Genomic DNA, 17,173 nt, shown 5'->3' on the forward strand with positions numbered 1-17,173 from the left:
GGTGGGCGCCAGACTGCAGGCCGGGAAGGCAGACGAGGGCGCCGGGTCACAGGAGCAGGGGTGCCGCGCCGGATCACGAAGCCGGAGCATTTGGCCAGAGGGGGAGGCGCAGGATGCAGAACGGAGACCGGGACCCCCTATGATCATCGGCTGGATCAGACTTGCTTTCTTCATGCTGATCGGCCTGACGATCGCCTATTTTCTCGCATCGGTCTATTCCCGCTCAGTCCGCCGCGAGAAGCTTGAAAAGCACTGGGACGCGCGCGCCCTGGAAGGCGACCGCACCGCCTTTATCGAGCGCGGGATGCAGGCCTATCAAAGGGGGCTGAAACGGCGGCTCTTATGGCTTATCTATATCCTGCCCATGGTCGCCTTTAACGCGATCTTCTTTTATGTGAACTGGTTCTGACCCTATGCGCTACGTCAAATGGACCCTCTGGCTGGCTGTCATTCTTCTGGTGGGCAGCTTCCTGCATTACAATTTGCCGCAACATGACATTGTGCGCATTGTCGGTACCGAGAACCGCCGCGTTGATATTGGCGAAAACTCCCTGTTCTGGAGCCGGGCAGAGGTCGGCATGACCAACTCCACCTCGCGCGATGTGTTCTTTATCAATGCCGTGACGCCTGGTGGCAGCCCGATGGAATATCGCAACGAGGATACCGGCTGGGGCTGGCCGCCCTATTTCAAGATCGACAGTTTCGGGCTGCAGACGCGGGCAAAGGATCTGGTCTCGACCCCCGCCGACCCGATCTGGGTCGAGGTCACGCATTACGGCTGGCGCAACAAATTCTTTACCATCTTCCCCAATGCGGTTTCGGCCAAGCGGGTCGCGGGTCCGGATGTGACCGTGATCCCCTGGGTCTCGATCGTGATCCTTCTGGTGCTGGCCTTCCTTTTGTTCATGCTTCGCCGCATGTGGATGCAGTTTCGCGAGCGGATGATCGACCCGGCCATGGTCAGGGCCGAACAGGCTTTCGACCGTGTCGATGCCGGAGTTGATGACATGCGGGCGGGGGCCAAGGGCATCTGGGGCAGGCTGCGCGCCTGGCTCGACAGCTGGAAATCTAAGCCGCGGCGCTGACGGGCTGCGGGCTTTCCGTGGTCCCGCCCGGAGCCCGGTTTGACGCCGGAGCCCGGGCGATATGGGGGGGGCTGTCAGATCCGGTCTTCGACGCCTTCAACCGCGATCCGCGCCATGCCGAGATTGGCGGTGCTGAGATCAACTGCCACATAGAGGAGCACCAGCGGGGTCGAGGCCAGCGGGCGGATCAGGTGGAACTGGTCACCCGGCGTTTGGTGCGGACGACTTCAGTATTGGCGTCAGCCGCAGTGTCGATGTCGAATATCGCCGATTTTACTTCTGAGAGGTTCTGTCGGACCGCTCGTTGCTGGGCAGCGAACCAGGTGGGCAGTTGGCGGATAAGCGAAGCCTTCTGCACAGGCTTCGTTACGGGCACGATAGACGTCTCGGGCTTTGCATTCGGTTTTCCGCGTCGAGAAGAAGCACTCCATTGCAGAATTTTCCCTGACCTTGCCCGCACGACTCGAGCTCGCAGCCAGTGGCCGTCTGGAGGCTCTGGCCTGGCGCTTACGAGGGCCGTTTCTGAATTCTGAACTGACGCTGGCGGCACCGGCCAGCGGCGTTCCGACGCGACAGCCCAGGCGCAAAGCCGCCGGGGCAAAGAAGCCACGTGTTGGGCCGATCTGTGTAGCAGAGGTCGCGCCGCTGCCGGTCACCTGCGGCAGGTGCTTATCCGTCTTTCCCCCGCGCCACGTGTCAGGCCAAGGAGGCGTCAGGAAGCATCAAAGAAACGGGGCGCCCCATTCCCTGAGCGCCCCGCAAGTCCAACAGGGAAAACGACGATCCGATGTGGTCCATCGGTTGTCACGGGGAAAACCAGCAGACAGCGATCTGGTTCCCTGAGAGATGTGATGACGCTGCGGAAAACAGGAGAATAAGCAAGATGACGCCATTGGAGATCAGCCTGCCCGACGCGGCGGCTGGCAGATGTGAAAGGCACTGACCTGTTGTCCCGCCGCGCGCCAGCGCTGACCAACAGATGGACAAGGCCGATGCTGAGGTTTTCGACGACCCTCATTTGCGACGCTCTGCTCTCAGTGTGCTTCCGCCCGACGCCAAAAGACGGCGTACTCTGCGATGGATCGCGGGTGGCGCGGGCTGAACATGCGGCGGCACTGGCGGTCTCGCCGGATGACCGGGCGGTGGTGAACATGGCCTGGCTGACAGCCCTGTTGAGGCAAAGCGCCAGGTCTGATCCCGCTTTCGTGGCGACAGGTCAGATACCATTCCGCAGTGGTCGCTCCATACCCATAAGTGCTGCCTGAGCTTGACCGCGCAGCCGGCGGCATGGGCAAACTCAGTCAGCACAGATGGCGCGTCCCCGGCGCCTGCCGACGCGACATAGCGCGCGCGGCTTGATTTGCCTGATCGTCCGCACCCGCCACAGGTCAGTTGGGTGCTTTCGGGCAGGGGGTCAGATGAGTGGGCATGGACGACCAGGGAATTGGCCTCATCATTGTTCACTATATGCTCTCATCGCGCACTGGCTGTACGCTCACCCGTTCCCGGCTCAGCGCGGATTGATCTCCACGGGCAACCGGGAGCTTGTTGGCTCAAGAACAGAACAGGGCCAGACCGGGAATGTTGAGAACATTGTTGAGAGCGGGCCTTGCGGATTTTTCAATGGTCGTCTAAACGATTGATCAATCTGGACAACGGCGGGTTGGCGGAGAGGTTACGCAGCGGATTGCAAATCCGTGAAGACCGGTTCGATTCCGGTACCCGCCTCCAAATATTTTCAATCACTTAGCTAGACGCCAGATGCAGATTGAGAAATCTGGCAACATCCGTGGCAACATTCCTGTTCTGGACGCGTTCTGTTCTGAGGCTCATTTTCGCAGCTTCTGAGCTCCAATGGCGCGGACCTTTTGCCGAGCAGCTCCGGCATATTTCCTCACCATCGCGCCCGTGGCGTGGCCGGTCACAGCTGCAATGAGTTCGTCGCTACATCCGACCGCCGCCAGTTCTGCCGCCGCTGAATAGCGCAGACCGTGAATATCGAATGCCTCGGCCCCGATCTCCCGGCGTACGGCCGTGATCAGATCGGCGGCGCCGCGATAGCTGGTTGGCTTGCCGCGCCCCCAGGCGCAGATCGTGACGCCGATCTTGTCTGTCGTAGCCATGACCGCGCGAAAGTGCGGCGTGAAAGGTAGACATGGGCGGGCTGGGCGCGTTTCAACGGCTGAAATCCACCATGTCATAGGCATCAGGAGTGCCGCCAACGGTCGCGGGTGCGGGCGGATCTATCTCCATCAGTCCCGTGTTTGTGTCCCATTTGACCTTGCAGCCCATGGCGACCATTTCCTTCATCACGGCCATCCGCTCGCTCGGGCGGATAATGGGCTTCACTTCACACATCCGATCCTCCATCCGATAATACAAGCTTATGCAGCCCCTTAACCATGGGGAGGATTACCGGAACATATCATGGCGCGCTCTTCCGCCGCAGTATCGAAGGGGTATATGCGCCTGGTGCCGCAAGGCAGATCGGCTACCTCATAGCGCGCCAGGTTCTGAAGCCATCGGTGGGGCAAGAAAGTGCCACGCTTCTGGCTTTTTTCTGCACAGTTTCAGGCGGTAGTGCTCTACTGTTGAGACATCGCTTTGAGGCCAGAAATTTGCCTGCTATCTGTGCCGGTTACTTTGCCGGGGACATGCTATTCGATCTGACCGGGCTTCAGGGCTCTCCTGAGCCTGTTGCTGGCTATGTCGCAAACACGTTCGCCATCCTGACGCGCGGAGCGCCGACCCGGCCCTCGCCAAAGCTGCGAAGCTTACTTGTTTCTGACGAACGCAAGCACTCATCAGAGTGGTCTGCGCTTTTTTCTGAACCTCTCGTGCTGGTAAATGGCGCTGCCCGTGACTGGCGCCAAAGCATTCGCGGGGCGCCCGACGGCTATAATCCGGCATTGGAATTCTTTGAGGCACTCCTGCCGATCCAGTTACCTGATTGGGCCTTCATCCAACAGCTTATCATACCCGAGTATCCCGTCTTCAGGTGTTTGGGAGCGCCGGGAAAGCTGGTGTCCGCCCCCAATGAAGAGCAGGTGGACTTCTATCTTCCGCAGGCGGATTTGGTCATTGAAATTGATGGCGGACCACATCGAGAGCCTAGGGAGGCATGGAAGGATCAAGCCCGCGATCGCCATCTGGAGCGTTGTGGTATTACGACACTCCGTCTGGCGACATCGGACCTGCGCGCCGAGAACCAGACATTTCGCGCCTTCTTCGCAAAACTCCGGCAGCGGTGCGAGGAGAGCGCAGAATTGCGCCGATATCGGGTTTTTACAGTCGGCCGGAAGTATTCGGCACCATCCATTCGATTTGATCTGACTGCAGCTCTCTGTCATTGTCGCCATTTCCCACCGTCAGCTGGATCCGGAAGCAGCCGAGTGGCGCTTGAACATATCGCAGGATTTCGCTGCGCGGTCTGGCGTGGACTGGGTGACGATCGCAATCGAGGAACTATTCGACTGGTTCGGTCTGTTCGCACGGCTGTCCCATTCCACATTCAAAGCACCTAAACTGGTGCTTGCACCCGATGGGTTCACATTCAATCTTCGTCTGTTTTCTCGCGCAGATGACGAAACCGGCAGAACCGGCGGGATCAGCATAAATACTGCCAGTGTGCAGCAGCTTCCTTTTTCCATGGATGCAAAACAGCCCCCGACGGTGACCCGCCTGCAAGAGCTTGGGGTCTCTTATCTTGCAGTGAAGGAGGAAGCCGTTGCTCCTGCCCCGCCCGCCACCGCCGACCTGGCAGAACTTTGCCGCCGCATCTTCGGGCATGATGAGTTTCGTCCGGGGCAGGAAGCCCTAATTCTCAATGCCATCTCGGGCCAAAAGTCATTGGGTCTGATGCCGACGGGCGGAGGTAAGTCTCTCTGTTTTCAGGTTCCCGCGCTTCTTAAATCGGGCACTACGATTACGGTTGTGCCGATCAAGGCCCTGGGCCGTGATCACTGTGCGGAACTGGAAGCCGCCGGTTTTACGGGACGTGTCGTCAATATCGACAGCGACATGCCGGCGCAGCTGCGTGATCGTGTCCGGTCGGCTTCTCAGGCCGTGGCAGAGGCCGCAAAGGAAACGGTTTACGAGGCCAATTCGGACATTCTGGCAGCCGTGGTCTGGACCGCCACCCTGGACAGCCGCAACACGTTGATGTGCGACGCGCGCGACGGGAAGCGCTATTAGGTGAAGGGGCACAAGCCTATCGGTCACGATCTGCCATGGGAGGCGGGGCCGGGAAACCTGCATTGGGGCTGCCGGTCGAGCAGCAGGCCGGAGACGAAAAGCTGGCGTGATCTCGGCATCGATATTGACGATCTGTGTCCCGGCACCAGCGCCAGCATGGACGGGCAAGTTGCAGCGGATCTGAGCTTTGAGAGCTGGCTGGAGCGCCTGAGTGAGGCCCGCCAGAATGCTGCGCTTGATCGAAGGGGCAGTGTCATGGCAGCGAGATGACCTGCGCATCCCTGCCAAAGTTGAACAGGTTTCCAGCGACTACCTCGATGCCGAAGACATCCACGTCTGGTTTGCCCGGGTCACGGCGACACTCAGATCCAGTCGAGATTGACATGGGTTGGTGGATATGCCTCTGCCACGCGCCGGCGCAGGTCGCGAAATCTCTGGCGCAGTTCGGGGAATTTGCGCTCATGCGTCTCGGCCACGAGGCTTTTGACCCGGGCGAAAAGACCATCGTGCTCCATGGTCTCAAGGATTTCCAGCTCTGCACCCTCGATATCGAGCTTGAGGAAGCAGATCTGCCCCTTGTCGCGCAGGAAGGCGGGGAAGTCGATCAGCTGTACCTCGACGGAATTTCCTTCATCAATGCCGCGCCCGCCATCGAGGATGGTGTTTTTCACTGAGGCCCCCACCGGATTGGCGTCGAAATTCCCGGCGCGCATCAGACGGACGGTGCCGGCGCTGGTGCCGACAGCGGCATTGATCAGCGTGACATTCGCGGTGGCACCGAATTTTTGCTGCAGCGCCGCAAAGCAATCCGGATCGGGTTCAAAGGCGATCACATCGGCGCCGGTGGCGGCAAGCTGTTCCGTCACCACGCCCATATTGGCGCCACAATCCACCGCCAGATCGCCCGGCCGCAGCATGGCGCAGATGCCGGTCAGATAGCCCTCGGCCCAGGCCTTGCGCATATTCCGCTTCTGGCGGCGGATCATCAACTCGGCCCGCTGTTCGGCCTTTGACTTCGGCGCGCGCTCTTCGGCGACAGGCACGACCTCAGGCGGCGCGGCTTTCCTGCGCGCGGCCATTACTCCTCCAGCGCCTTTGACGGATCGACACCGATCTCTTCGCACATCCGCGCGGCATAGGAATTCGCGAGCGGCACGTTCTTGCGCCACCAGGGTCTGGTGCCATTGGTATAGAGATGCACCGAGAGCGTCTTATCGGTGAAATGCCCCTCGACCCGACCATAGGGGTCGTAAAAGACGTCATTCAGCTGGAAGGGCACCGGGTAGAGCACATCCGGGCTGAGCGCCTTTTCATAATCGCCGGTCTGTTGGGCGAAATATGTAAAGGCCTGGGGGCCAAAGGCGGTGCGTTCCGCGTTATAGATGCGCACGGCCTGGGGCAGGGCGCTGTCCTGTTTCTCGATCCGTTTGCGCTGCTGTTTGTTGAACCAGGCCGGCGCCTCGGGCAGGTTGTCGTAATAGTCGAGCAGCTGGTGGATCAGCTCGCCATCTTTCGGAATATAAACCACGCCGCAATTCAGCGCGCCGCGGAAACCATGGCCGGCATAGATATTCTGCATCTCGTCGGGGAAAGGCTTGTGGCAATAGGCGTCGCAGTCGATCCAGACCGCGTCGGTTTTCTGGATCATCTTGTAGCGGAAGACGTTCGACAGAAAGCTCTCCGAGGTCTGCGCGACGATGGACATGTCGATATCCATGATCTCGGTCGCGGGGCGGACCTCGACCCCTTCAGGGACATTCGAGACTTCTTCCGTGCAATAAAGCGTGGTCGGATGGCCGTGGCGCAGATGGCTCAGGAGACAAAGCTGGTTCAGGTAATGCAGGCGCGGGCCAATCCAGAGAGAGGCGACGGGGCGGCGTACTGGAGTCGACAAGGGCGGAACCTCAACCGTTATTGTTTCAATTCAGGATACAGTATTGCCGCATCCCCCCAACAGAGTCCTGCCCGGATCCTGGCTGGATTATTCCCGATCCACATCACGCGGCGAGGGTTTTCCTGTGGCGCAATGGTGGCGGGAAGGTGATTTTCCTTCTCAGACCGGGACAGGGGGGCCGCCGGCCGGGTTTTTCGCGATGCGGAACATTGTCAGCCCGGCATCAAAGCCGGGGGCGGCGATATAATCGGCCTCCATCACCCTGGCATATTCTTCAAGCCGGTCGCGGCCGGCTTCGATCAGACGGCCATAGAGAAAGATCTGTGCCGGGCTGACGCGGGCGAGAATATCGGCCAGGCCATCGGGCGTTATGCGCGGATCGGCGAGCAAAAGCGCCTCCGGTGCGGTCCTGGTGATCATCTCAGTCAGGGGGCCATCTTCCAGGAGGCGCAGCCTTTCCCCCTGGCGGCGCCCGTTTTGCGCCCAGACCAGATCCAGCACACGGCGCAGCTCCGGCTCACCCTCGCTCACGCTCAGATGCAGATCGGGGCGCAGGGCCGCGAGATGCGCGGCGAGAAACCCGATCCCGGCGCCGATCTCTGTCACTCTCGCGTCTCTGGGAAGGAGTTGCGGCAGGCGCCTGGCAAGGCCGCGATCGAATTTCCCTTTTGCGATCAGCGCAAGGCCGGGGGGCGAAAATACACCAGGATCAAGCGGCAGCAGCACGCCATGGTTCGCCACCCAATCCCCCGCATCACCCGGATTGGCGCGCGGCTGGCTGAGATACGCGCCCGAAGGCAGCGCCTCAACCGCCTCGCGCGGCGCGGATCTGCGCTTTTCGCGGGCCGCCTCGTTGCGTGTCTTTTCGATATCGCTCATCAGCGCGGCGATCTTTTCCGGGTCGCGCGCCTGGGGCGGTTTGGCGACGATTTCCTGGATCGGCACCTGGCCCGCACGCGCCAGATCGGCGACCAGAGCGGTATAGGCCTCAGTCCCCCGGATCTCCGCCAGCCGCTGATCGACGCGTGCCAGCGCCGCCTCGTGCAGTCGCGCCAGCACCGGATCTTTCAGCAATTCGAGGATGATCTCATCGCGCCGCGCCGTGTAGCGCAGCATGGTGTCATCCCTGACCTCGTTGCGGTCCTGGAGCGACCAGTAATCGGAATTATACTTATCTTTCTTATTGTTGACATTGCCGCGCAGCTTGCGGATCGCGTAAGAGTCGACCGATTTCACCGCGTAATGGTTCAGCTGCACCCAGTCATAACCGACCGTCCTGGTGATTGAACGCCAGCCGCGGAACTTGAAATAATCCTCCATCTCGCGGCCCGAGCCATTCAGCCACTTCACCTCATCGGCGAACCCGGCCTTGATGGCTTTTGTCTTCATCTTCGGGCGATGGATGCCAAGCTTCCAGTTTTCCGGATCGAATTTGAAAAGCGTCTTGACCCCCCAGCCCTTGTTCCAGTCCTGCGGCGCGGCCAGCAGATATTGCTCGGATACAGGGGCGGTGGACCAGTCGACCACGCCGCCCGAGCCGAAGATGCGCCAGGTCACCACGATCCCGTTGGCGTCCTGGGCTTTGGCGGCGGCGATCAGATCATCCAGCGTGCCATCCCCGTAGCGGATCGAGAGAAATTCATCGGCATCAAACACCATCACCCAGTCGGAAAGGCCCACAACCGGCTCGTCCTGGGCATAATTCAGCGCCGAGGGCTGCGGGCGGATGCCTTCGGGAATGTCATTCCGGCGATGATGGGCAAGCCCGAGTTCCTCCAGGCGGATCAGCATGTCATCGGTGCCGTCGGAACAATCATTGGTATAGACGACCAGATCCGAGAAGCCGACGGCAAGGTGATGCGCCACCCATTCGATCACATAGGGCCCCTCATCCTTCATCATCGAGACGGCGGTGACCTGGCCATGCGGGCTGGCATGGCGCTTCAGTGTGAAGGGGACGGTCGCGAATATTTCCGAGGCACCCCGGGGCAGGCCCGGACGCACGTCCGGGGCGGGGGCGGCTTTGGCGGCCCGGGTCCTGCCCGGTTGCGCCTTGCCCGCAGCGGGCTTTGCTGCAGGTTTTTTCGCCGGACCCTTGCCGCCTTTTGCCTCCGGACCGGTCCCGGTTTTTGCCTCGCTCATCATAGCTCTCCTGCAGTCTGAGCCTGTTTAGCCTGACATTCCGGGCAGCGGTAAGGCGGGAAAGCTGAGAAATTTCGACCTGTCTTACGAACGGGCTTTGCCGGATTGCAGAACAATCGCCAGGTTTCGTATGGATTGCGCCCAACTGCCGCCATAGTCTTGGCCGTAACATCGGGCAGAGTGCAGTAACAAGAACACGGGCAGTGAAAGAATGACCGAGGCAACCCTTACCATCGTCGCAACCTGTCACGGTGTCGAAGTGCCCGATGCGCCCATTTTCGGGCCGAGTATGATCGCGGCGATGAACAACCTCCGTTATGAGCGCCAGGAAATCGAATGTGGTCTCGCGGTGATCCCGAAAGGTGCACGGATCCTTGAGTTGGGGGCGGGGGCAGGGGTTGTCGGCGCGGTTCTGGCAAAGAACTGTGCGCCGGTTTCGATCCTGTCCATCGAGGCCAATCCGGGCCTGCTGCCCCATATCAACCGTCTTTACGCGCATAACGGGTTGCAGGATCTGATCTCGGTGCGCCATGCCGTGGTCTTGAGCGCGCCCGATGCGCCGGGGACAGTCACCTTCAACGTGGCGGGGAATTTCCTCGGCTCTTCGCTGACGGAACTGCCGGGCAAAAAGACCCGCGCGGTCGAGGTGCCGGTGCTGCGCTACAGTGATCTGACCAAAGAATACCCCCATGACACGATCATGATGGATATCGAGGGGGGCGAGCTGGATTTCCTGCGCCATGCCGATCTTTCGGCGGTGAATACCATCGTTCTTGAAATGCATAAGGCTATATACGGCCGCGAAGGAATGCAGGAATGCCGCAAGCATTTGCGCGCTGCCGGGCTGAGCTTTGACGAGGATCACAGTGCATCGCGCGTTCATGTCTGGCGCCGGGGCTGAACGTTGATGACTGCTGAGATGGACCTGACAGACAAGGGTGATCCGGACAAGCTGGACGAAAGCGGTCCGGCCGGGGCGGTGGTAAAGCGCAAACCTGCGAAAAAGCGTGCCCGCGCGGCCTTTCTGCCGCGTCCTGACCCGGCGCCTTCGATTGCGGCGGCTATGGCGGGTGGCAGTTTCTTTCTGCAAGGCGGGCGCGTTGATGCCTGGTATAACGAGGCCGCGCCCGGTGGTCATTCCGATGTGCTGATGGTCACATTCGACAACGTGACGTCAATCCATGCGCATGAACCGCATCAACCCTGGCTGTTGGGCCGTGCGCTGAAGATCAATGTCCCGATCCTGGGCCTTTTGGCGGGTGAGCGCGACTGGTATCGCAATGCCGATGCACAAAAGCTGCTCACCCAGCTGCATGAGGCTGGTTTTTTCAGGCGTTTCCGCAGGGTTGTATTTATCGGAACGTCGATGGGCGCCTTTGCCGCGCTGGCATTGTCAGCGCTGGTGCCCGGCGTCGAGGTGGTGGCCTTTTCACCGCAGTCGACACTCGCCCCTGATCTTGCCCCGTTTGAAGACCGCTATCCCGGCCCGACCCGCCACTGCGACTGGCAGGATCTGCCTTTGCGCGATGCAGCGGACTCGCTGGCGCCGGCGGCGCGGATCTGGCTGATCTATGACCCGTTCAACCGCACCGACCGGCTGCATGCCAACCGGCTTAAGGGCGACAATATCGAACGGGTCCATTTCAATTTCGCGGGCCATCGCATGTTGCGTGAATTCCGCCAGTCCGAGATGTTGAATGATCTGATTGCCGGGCTGGTGCTGGGCGAGATGGACCGCACTGCGGTGAACCGTCATATGCGGCAACGGCGCGAGATCGACGCCTGGCAGAACGCGCTTTTGCGCAAGGGCGAGGCGCTTGGCCATGCTGCGCTGACGGCGCGTGCCGCCCGCCGGCTGTTTGCAATCCACCCGGAACGGCGCGATCTGCGCAAACTGGCCTGGAAGCTGGAACGCATTGCCCGGGGCGAGCCGGCGGAAAGCCGCGAGGAACGCCGGGCCCGTCGCGAGAAAAAGACGGCCGCGCGCAGGCTCCGGGCCTGGAAGAACGGCAGTGATACGAGCCTGAACGTCTCTCATCCTGATCTGCGTCCGCCCTTTACCGGCGAGATCCGGATGCTGTCCAACGCGCTGATCCTGCCTGAGCGTGAACATGATACGCCGTTGGCTTCCGGTGTGCTGCATGCCGACGGAAGCTGGTGCGACCTCTCTGAAGCCTGGATCCGGGCGCGTAAATCCACTCCGGCGCCGGTGTTGTCAGATCAGGACGAGATCCGCGATCTGCCGGGCACCCATCTTTACGGCGGCCATTTTCGTGGCCATTTCGGGCATTTCCTTGTGGAATCCACCGCGCGGCTCTGGGCGCTGGATCATCTGGGCGAGACGCCCGAAAGCATCCTCTATCTGCCCTATCGCGGCGATGTGGAGGCGATTGAAAAGGTGATCAGGGGTCACGCGCCGTTCTTCCGGCTTCTTGGCATCGACCTTCCCGTGCGCACCTTTGGCGAGGTGCTGCGGGTGGAGCGGCTGATCGTTCCCGAGCTTGGGTTCGGCTGGCTTGAACGCTATGCCGGCTCGCCCGCATATCGTGATTTCATGCAAAGTCGCCTGAGCGCGGCGGCGGTGGCTGAGGGCGGCGAAAAGCTCTACGTCTCGCGGGCACAGTTGCGAGCGAACAAGGGCGGGATCCTCGGTGAAACGGTGATTGAGGAAAACCTTGCCCGCGCCGGGTTCGAGATCTTCCACCCCGAGCGCCATCCGCTCGAAGTGCAGATCGCGCGGTATAAGGCCGCGAAGACGATTGTGGCTCTGGACGGATCGGCGCTGCATCTGGCTGCCTATGTGATGCAAAAGGGGGGACGGGTGGGGATGATCCTGCGCCGCTCCTCCGCCCTGATCCTCAACGCCCCCGATTACGACCTGCAATTTCGCAATTTCGCTGGGCTGACGCCCGATGTTATCAATGTGATCGTCAATGACTGGGTGGCGGGAGATGCAAAACGGGCCGATTTCCGTTCGGTCGGCGAGGTTGATTTCGTGGCGTTGTTCGACCGGCTCAGGGATCTGGGCTACCTGCCTGTTGATTTCCGCCCCGAACTGCCGACGCAGGACGAAGTCCGTGCCATGCTTGCGCCCTTCCAGGACCATCGCGGCGATTCCTTGCGTCCGCTGATGCGCGGTGAAAAACATGGGGATGAAGAAGACTGATCCCATTTCGCGGCCCCGCCAGGCCATGAAATAAGGGGAGGCGAGTGATCGCCCCCCCTTATTTTTCCGGTCAGGGATCTGGTCGCTTTGCCGTATCAGCCTTCGAAGAAGACAAAGATCTTGCGGGTATGTTCCTGGATCTCCCAGGTGCCTTTCCAGCCTTTCGGCAGCATGATCGCATCCCCCGGCCCGAGGGTCTTCTTCGTGCCGTCGAGATGGGTCATCACGATCCTGCCCTCCAGAAAGTAGCAGAATTCGGCGGCAGCTGAGCGGTCAGCGGTGAACTGGCCCGGCGTGCATTCCCAAAGCCCGATCTCCAGCACACCATCGGGTGAGGTCCAGAGCGAATGCGCGGCCTCCTGCTGGCCAGGATTCAGGGTGGTCGGCTTGTCTTTCAACTGGCCGAGGTCGATCCCTGAAAGGGCAGTGAAAACGGAAAGATCAATCATAGCTGTCTCCTGCGGCCTTAACGACCGGTCAGTTTATTGGCGAGTTTGGCGAGGGGCGAGCTTTTGGTCCCGCCCGAGCGGGCTTCCTGGCGGTCTGCCAGGTGATACAACCAGTACATTCCGTGGACACCGAGCCAGCGGAAGGGTTCGATTTCCCATTTTTTCGGACGGCGGTTGACCCAGGGCAGGCTGGTGCGTTCGGTATTGCGGTCAAGGACCAGATCCGCGAGCGTCTGCCCCGAGAAATTCGAGGTCGAGACGCCGAGGCCCACATAGCCGCCGGCCCAGGCCATGCCGGTATTCGCGTCCATGCCGGCGGTCGTGCACCAGTCGCGCGGCACCCCCAGCACACCACACCAGGCGTGATCGATCGACAGGCCCTTTGTCTGTGGCAGCATCCGGTAGAGGATCTCGATCAGCGCCTCGACGGTTGCGGGCTGGGTCTGGCCGTTCACATCGGTTTTTGACCCGAAGCGATAGGGCACACCGCGCCCGCCCATAGCGATGCGGTTGTCGGCGGTGCGTTGCGAATAGCAATAGGCGTGGCTGGCATCGGAGAGGAGCTGGAACTTCTCCCAGCCGATCTCATCCCAAAGTGCGTCGGGCAGGGGCTGGGTCACGATCTGCGCCGAATTCAGCGGCAGCCATTCGCGCTCCTGGCCCTTGATGCCATGGGTGAACCCTTCGGTTGCGCGCACGATGCGTTTGGCTTTGACCGTGCCGCGACTGGTGACCACGCGCCCCTTTTCGATGCTGGTCACGGCAGTCTGTTCATAGATCCTGACGCCGCGCCGCTCGACCGCTTCGGCCAGCCCGCGCACCAGTTTCGCAGGCTGCACCCGCGCCACATTATGGCGCACCAGCGCGCCTTTTGCATTCGGGACCCGGATGCGCGCGGCGGCCTCAGGGCCGTCGATCAGCTCCAGCCGTGTCGCAGGCACAGACCATGACATCGCCGTCGCGTAATCTTCCTGCAGGCGTTCCCATTGCGCGGGGGTCTGGGCGAAGGTCAGGCAATCGGTCATCAGGAAGTCGCAATCAATGCCTTCCTTTTGCGTCACCCGTTCCACCTCGGCCACGGTGCCGCGCAGCTGACGCTCGAATTCGATCACGCCTTCGCGGGTACCGGTCGAGAGGTATTTGTTGCGGCTCCAGCTGAACTCGCCCGAGCACCAGCCGCCATTGCGCCCCGAACCGCCAAAGCCCGCGAATTCCTTTTCCACGATCGCGATCCTGAGCGAAGGTTCGATCTCGGTCAGGTAATAGGCAGTCCAGAGCCCGGTATAGCCCGCGCCCACGATGCAGATATCGACTTCGATATTGCCGGGCAGCGGCGGGCGGTAGCCGGGCGTGCCGCCGATATTCTCATACCAGAACGAGACGCCGCCGTTTTTCTTAGCTTGCATGTTCATCACCTGTTAGTGGCCCAGGACCTAATGTCCGCCTACCGAGCCGTCATCGGTCAGAAGCCTGCCATCTTCCGGCTTCCAGGCCAGCTCAATCCCGGCCCCGATCCCGAAAGCCTCGCCTTGCGTGGCGGTGCGCGCCACGATGGGCGTGCCGTCCGCGAGGAGAACTTCATATTTCATTGCCGATCCCAGATAGATCGCCTCGCGCACCGTGCCCTGAATCACATTGGCGCGCCCGTTGGCCGCACCCGTGCCGGGGGCCTGGACGGCGACATCTTCGGGGCGCAGCAGAATGACCTGCGCGCCGTCAGATTTTGGGATGCCGGGGGCCGAAATGCTGGTTCCGCCGACATCCAGCGCGGTTTCCGCGCCATTCACCCGGTGACCGCCGCGCAGGATCGAGCTTTCGCCGATGAACTGGCCGACAAACAGGGTCTGCGGGTCAGAATAGAGCTGATGCCCGGTCCCGACCTGTTCGATCCGGCCTTTGTTGAAGACCGCGATGCGGTCGGACAGCACCAGCGCCTCTTCCTGGTCATGGGTCACATAGACAAAGGTCGATCCGAGCTCTCGATGGATGCGCCGGATTTCCAGCTGCAAGACTTCACGCAGCTTTTTGTCAAGCGCACCAAGGGGTTCGTCCATCAGGAGGACCGAAGGGTCAAAGACCATCGCCCGTGCCAGCGCGACGCGCTGCTGCTGGCCGCCGGAAAGTTCGGACGGGTAGCGATGCGCGAATTTCTCAAGATGCACCTTGGCGAGTGCGCCATCAACCAGGCGGTCACGCTCGGCTTTAGCCACACCGCGCTGACGCAAAGGGTAGGCCACGTTCTTCGCCACCGTCATATGCGGGAACAGCGCGTAATGCTGGAACACCACCCCGATATTGCGCTTATGCGCGGGGACATTGCTGATCGGGCGCTCGCCCAGCCGGATCTCGCCCCGGCTCAGATCGGTGAACCCGGCGATCAGGTTCAGCGTCGTGGTCTTGCCCGATCCGGACGGCCCGAGAAAAGACATGAACTCGCCCGGCTCGACCCTGAGCGACACATCATCCAGTGCTGTGAAATTGCCGTAGAATTTCGAACAGGCCTGGATGTCGATGGCCGCGCCCTTGCGGCTGCCGGTTTGTTCATTGGTCATGATTTGCGCCCTTTACGGGTTCCGAAGATAAGGCCCAGTCCGATGACGAGCGTGGTGGTCAGGAAGATCAGCGAGCCGACGGCTGCGACGGTCGGATCGGCGTCGCGGGTCATCGACGAGAAGATCTGCACCGGCAGGGTTTTCAGCTGCGGGCTGGTGATGAACAGTGACACGATGACTTCGTCAAACGAGGTGACAAAGGCGAAAAGCGCGCCGGACAGGATGCCGGGGCGGATCAGCGGCAGGGTCACGGTGAAAAACGTGGTCAGCCTGTTGGCGCCGAGGCTGGCAGCGGCGGTTTCAAGCCGCTGGTCAAAGACCGCAAGGTTCGCGCCAACCGCGATCACCACGAAGGGGATCGCCAGCAGCGTATGGGCCAGCACATAGCCGGTCCAGGTCCCGACAAGGCCCTGGGTCAGATAGACTGCGTAAACGCCCACTGCGAGGACGACGCCCGGCACCACCATCGGCGTGATCAGCAGCATCCGGATCAGGCCGGCGGCGCGGGATTTCATCCGCTCGATCCCGATGGCGGCCATGGTCCCGATCACGGTCGCCACAACCGATACCATCACCGCAACCTTCAGCGAGGTGGTGAAACTGTTGAACCATTGCGGGTTGGTGAAGAAGTTCTCGTACCATTTCAGCGAGAACCCACTGGGCGGGAAGGCCAGCGATTTCTTATCGGCGAAAGACATCGGCACCACGACAATGGTGGGCGCGAGCAGCCAGATTGCAATCAGCGCAACCGCCAGCCCGAGGATAAGCTTGCCAGGGTTGAAGCGTTTCACCTGCTGCCTCCGCTCATCTTGTATTTCTGCCGCATGAAGGGGGCGGCAAGGGCGAGGAAGCCGAAGGTCGCGATCAGAAGCACAACCCCCATCGCGCCGCCCCGGCCCCAGTTCAGCAGCGACAGCACCTGTTGCTGCACAAGGGTCGAGAGCATCGAGCTTTGCGTGCCGCCAAGCAGCATCGGCGTGATGTAGAAGCCAAGCGCGAGGATGAAGACGATGGTGGCGCCGGCGAAGACACCCGGCAATGAAAGCGGCAGATAGACCTGGAAGAAGGTTTTGACCGGATGGGCGCCCAGGCTTTTTGCCGCCTGGATCAGCCGCAGGTCGATGCCGCGCATCACAGCATAGAGCGGCATGATCATGAAGGGCAGCAGGATCTGGGTCATGCCGATGGTGACGCCCAGCTGGGTGCGGATCAGCTTGACCTTGTCAAACCCAAGCGCAAGCAGCGTCTTGTTGATGACACCGCTGTCTTGCAGCAAGATCACCCAGGCCAGTGTGCGCACCACGCCCGAAACCCAGAACGGCACCAGCACGCACATGATCAGAAAGAGCCGCAGGCGCGGGCCCACGACCGACATCGCATAGGCATAGGGATAGGCCACGATCGCGCAGACCAGCGTGACCACGGCGGCGATGCGGAAGGTCCGGATCAGCACGGTCATGTTCACCGGCGTGGTGAAAAACCAGTAGTAATTGTCGAGAAACGCATCGCCCTCGGTAAAGCTGCGGCTGATCACGGTGCCAAGCGGCACCGCCATGACAAGGATCAGGATCGCCAGCGCAGGCAGCGTCAGCAAAGCAGGATGCGACAGGATCCTGCGGGGCGAGAGGGCGCTTGGGTCGGGCACTGACATGGATCCTCTGACGGGGCTCGTGATGTCTCTTCGGGGCCGG

General features: G+C 61.2%; 17 protein-coding genes and 1 tRNA gene. 8 read left to right on the top strand and 10 right to left on the bottom strand.

Annotation, left to right across the window (positions count from 1 at the left end; genetic code table 11):
• Nucleotides 1–139: 139 nt before the first annotated feature.
• The 3 genes from M3484_RS19500 to M3484_RS19510 all read left to right on the top strand — a co-directional run bounded on the left by M3484_RS19500 (nucleotide 140) and on the right by M3484_RS19510 (nucleotide 2,816).
• The gene (locus M3484_RS19500) at nucleotides 140–409 is read left to right on the top strand and encodes a hypothetical protein (RefSeq protein ID WP_249498842.1); all 270 of its coding nucleotides are present in this window, start codon (nucleotides 140–142) and stop codon (nucleotides 407–409) included.
• Between the two features lie 4 nt (nucleotides 410–413).
• On the top strand, nucleotides 414–1,085 hold the full coding sequence (locus tag M3484_RS19505; RefSeq protein ID WP_249498843.1) for a DUF1523 family protein: 672 nt from the start codon (nucleotides 414–416) through the stop codon (nucleotides 1,083–1,085).
• A gap of 1,657 nt (nucleotides 1,086–2,742) precedes the next feature.
• Nucleotides 2,743–2,816, top strand: a tRNA-Cys gene (locus tag M3484_RS19510).
• Nucleotides 2,817–2,914: 98 nt separating this feature from the next.
• Here M3484_RS19510 and M3484_RS19515 read toward each other — a convergent pair.
• Together M3484_RS19515 and M3484_RS19520 are read right to left on the bottom strand one after the other, a co-directional pair.
• Nucleotides 2,915–3,208, bottom strand: a complete 294-nt coding sequence (locus M3484_RS19515) for a tyrosine-type recombinase/integrase (protein WP_249498844.1) — start codon at nucleotides 3,206–3,208, stop codon at nucleotides 2,915–2,917.
• Between the two features lie 52 nt (nucleotides 3,209–3,260).
• Nucleotides 3,261–3,434, bottom strand: a complete 174-nt coding sequence (locus M3484_RS19520) for a hypothetical protein (protein WP_249498845.1) — start codon at nucleotides 3,432–3,434, stop codon at nucleotides 3,261–3,263.
• Between the two features lie 53 nt (nucleotides 3,435–3,487).
• Between M3484_RS19520 and M3484_RS19525 the strand changes: the two genes are divergently transcribed.
• From M3484_RS19525 to M3484_RS19535, 3 genes are all read left to right on the top strand, one after another.
• Entirely contained in the window at nucleotides 3,488–4,609 is a 1,122-nt protein-coding gene (locus M3484_RS19525; protein WP_249498846.1) for an endonuclease domain-containing protein, read from the top strand.
• Nucleotides 4,530–5,279 (top strand): DEAD/DEAH box helicase, encoded by a 750-nt coding sequence (locus M3484_RS19530; RefSeq protein WP_249498847.1) that lies wholly within the window; start codon nucleotides 4,530–4,532, stop codon nucleotides 5,277–5,279. Before M3484_RS19525 ends, M3484_RS19530 begins: the two co-directional genes overlap by 80 nt.
• A gap of 226 nt (nucleotides 5,280–5,505) precedes the next feature.
• Nucleotides 5,506–5,661 carry a hypothetical protein gene (locus M3484_RS19535; RefSeq protein ID WP_249498848.1) on the top strand — a complete coding sequence of 52 codons (156 nt, stop codon included), beginning with the start codon at nucleotides 5,506–5,508 and terminating at the stop codon, nucleotides 5,659–5,661.
• Here M3484_RS19535 and M3484_RS19540 read toward each other — a convergent pair.
• The 3 genes from M3484_RS19540 to M3484_RS19550 all read right to left on the bottom strand — a co-directional run bounded on the left by M3484_RS19540 (nucleotide 5,642) and on the right by M3484_RS19550 (nucleotide 9,315).
• Nucleotides 5,642–6,358, bottom strand: coding sequence for an FkbM family methyltransferase (locus M3484_RS19540; protein ID WP_249498849.1), 717 nt, complete (start codon nucleotides 6,356–6,358; stop codon nucleotides 5,642–5,644). The genes M3484_RS19535 and M3484_RS19540 overlap by 20 nt on opposite strands.
• Entirely contained in the window at nucleotides 6,358–7,173 is an 816-nt protein-coding gene (locus M3484_RS19545; protein WP_249498850.1) for a hypothetical protein, read from the bottom strand. The genes M3484_RS19540 and M3484_RS19545 overlap by 1 nt, the downstream gene beginning before the upstream one ends.
• A 159-nt stretch (nucleotides 7,174–7,332) precedes the next feature.
• Nucleotides 7,333–9,315, bottom strand: a complete 1,983-nt coding sequence (locus tag M3484_RS19550) for a bifunctional glycosyltransferase/class I SAM-dependent methyltransferase (RefSeq protein WP_249498851.1) — start codon at nucleotides 9,313–9,315, stop codon at nucleotides 7,333–7,335.
• Nucleotides 9,316–9,526: 211 nt separating this feature from the next.
• Between M3484_RS19550 and M3484_RS19555 the strand changes: the two genes are divergently transcribed.
• Both M3484_RS19555 and M3484_RS19560 read left to right on the top strand, forming a co-directional pair.
• Complete coding sequence (locus tag M3484_RS19555) at nucleotides 9,527–10,216, top strand: FkbM family methyltransferase (protein ID WP_249498852.1); 690 nt, start codon at nucleotides 9,527–9,529, stop codon at nucleotides 10,214–10,216.
• Between the two features lie 18 nt (nucleotides 10,217–10,234).
• The gene (locus tag M3484_RS19560) at nucleotides 10,235–12,481 is read left to right on the top strand and encodes a glycosyltransferase family 61 protein (protein WP_249498853.1); all 2,247 of its coding nucleotides are present in this window, start codon (nucleotides 10,235–10,237) and stop codon (nucleotides 12,479–12,481) included.
• A 95-nt stretch (nucleotides 12,482–12,576) separates the two neighbouring features.
• Here the strand turns inward: M3484_RS19560 and M3484_RS19565 are convergent, their stop codons facing one another.
• From M3484_RS19565 to M3484_RS19585, 5 genes are read right to left on the bottom strand one after another with little or no spacing between them, the layout of a single operon-like run.
• Complete coding sequence (locus M3484_RS19565; protein WP_092896119.1) at nucleotides 12,577–12,930, bottom strand: cupin domain-containing protein; 354 nt, start codon at nucleotides 12,928–12,930, stop codon at nucleotides 12,577–12,579.
• Nucleotides 12,931–12,947: 17 nt separating this feature from the next.
• A complete protein-coding gene (locus M3484_RS19570; protein ID WP_249498854.1) occupies nucleotides 12,948–14,336 on the bottom strand; it encodes an NAD(P)/FAD-dependent oxidoreductase in 1,389 nt (462 codons plus the stop codon).
• A 27-nt stretch (nucleotides 14,337–14,363) separates the two neighbouring features.
• Entirely contained in the window at nucleotides 14,364–15,482 is a 1,119-nt protein-coding gene (locus M3484_RS19575; RefSeq protein WP_249498855.1) for an ABC transporter ATP-binding protein, read from the bottom strand.
• Nucleotides 15,479–16,273 (bottom strand): ABC transporter permease, encoded by a 795-nt coding sequence (locus M3484_RS19580; protein ID WP_249498856.1) that lies wholly within the window; start codon nucleotides 16,271–16,273, stop codon nucleotides 15,479–15,481. Before M3484_RS19580 ends, M3484_RS19575 begins: the two co-directional genes overlap by 4 nt.
• Complete coding sequence (locus M3484_RS19585; protein ID WP_249498857.1) at nucleotides 16,270–17,133, bottom strand: ABC transporter permease; 864 nt, start codon at nucleotides 17,131–17,133, stop codon at nucleotides 16,270–16,272. The genes M3484_RS19580 and M3484_RS19585 overlap by 4 nt, the downstream gene beginning before the upstream one ends.
• Between the last annotated feature and the right edge of the window lie 40 nt (nucleotides 17,134–17,173).

The sequence above is a fragment of the Pseudomonas sp. GX19020 genome, from assembly GCF_023371075.1.
Lineage (GTDB): Bacteria > Pseudomonadota > Alphaproteobacteria > Rhodobacterales > Rhodobacteraceae > Pseudogemmobacter.

Excerpts from the sequence above, each read along its gene's own strand:
- M3484_RS19500 (WP_249498842.1), top strand. The coding sequence starts at position 140 with ATGATCATCGGCTGGATCAGACTTGCTTTCTTCATGCTGATCGGCCTG.
- M3484_RS19505 (WP_249498843.1), top strand. The coding sequence starts at position 414 with ATGCGCTACGTCAAATGGACCCTCTGGCTGGCTGTCATTCTTCTGGTG.
- M3484_RS19515 (WP_249498844.1), bottom strand. The coding sequence starts at position 3,208 with ATGGCTACGACAGACAAGATCGGCGTCACGATCTGCGCCTGGGGGCGC.
- M3484_RS19525 (WP_249498846.1), top strand. The coding sequence starts at position 3,488 with ATGGGGAGGATTACCGGAACATATCATGGCGCGCTCTTCCGCCGCAGT.
- M3484_RS19535 (WP_249498848.1), top strand. The coding sequence starts at position 5,506 with ATGCTGCGCTTGATCGAAGGGGCAGTGTCATGGCAGCGAGATGACCTG.
- M3484_RS19540 (WP_249498849.1), bottom strand. The coding sequence starts at position 6,358 with ATGGCCGCGCGCAGGAAAGCCGCGCCGCCTGAGGTCGTGCCTGTCGCC.
- M3484_RS19550 (WP_249498851.1), bottom strand. The coding sequence starts at position 9,315 with ATGAGCGAGGCAAAAACCGGGACCGGTCCGGAGGCAAAAGGCGGCAAG.
- M3484_RS19555 (WP_249498852.1), top strand. The coding sequence starts at position 9,527 with ATGACCGAGGCAACCCTTACCATCGTCGCAACCTGTCACGGTGTCGAA.
- M3484_RS19560 (WP_249498853.1), top strand. The coding sequence starts at position 10,235 with ATGGACCTGACAGACAAGGGTGATCCGGACAAGCTGGACGAAAGCGGT.
- M3484_RS19565 (WP_092896119.1), bottom strand. The coding sequence starts at position 12,930 with ATGATTGATCTTTCCGTTTTCACTGCCCTTTCAGGGATCGACCTCGGC.
- M3484_RS19570 (WP_249498854.1), bottom strand. The coding sequence starts at position 14,336 with ATGCAAGCTAAGAAAAACGGCGGCGTCTCGTTCTGGTATGAGAATATC.
- M3484_RS19575 (WP_249498855.1), bottom strand. The coding sequence starts at position 15,482 with ATGACCAATGAACAAACCGGCAGCCGCAAGGGCGCGGCCATCGACATC.
- M3484_RS19585 (WP_249498857.1), bottom strand. The coding sequence starts at position 17,133 with ATGTCAGTGCCCGACCCAAGCGCCCTCTCGCCCCGCAGGATCCTGTCG.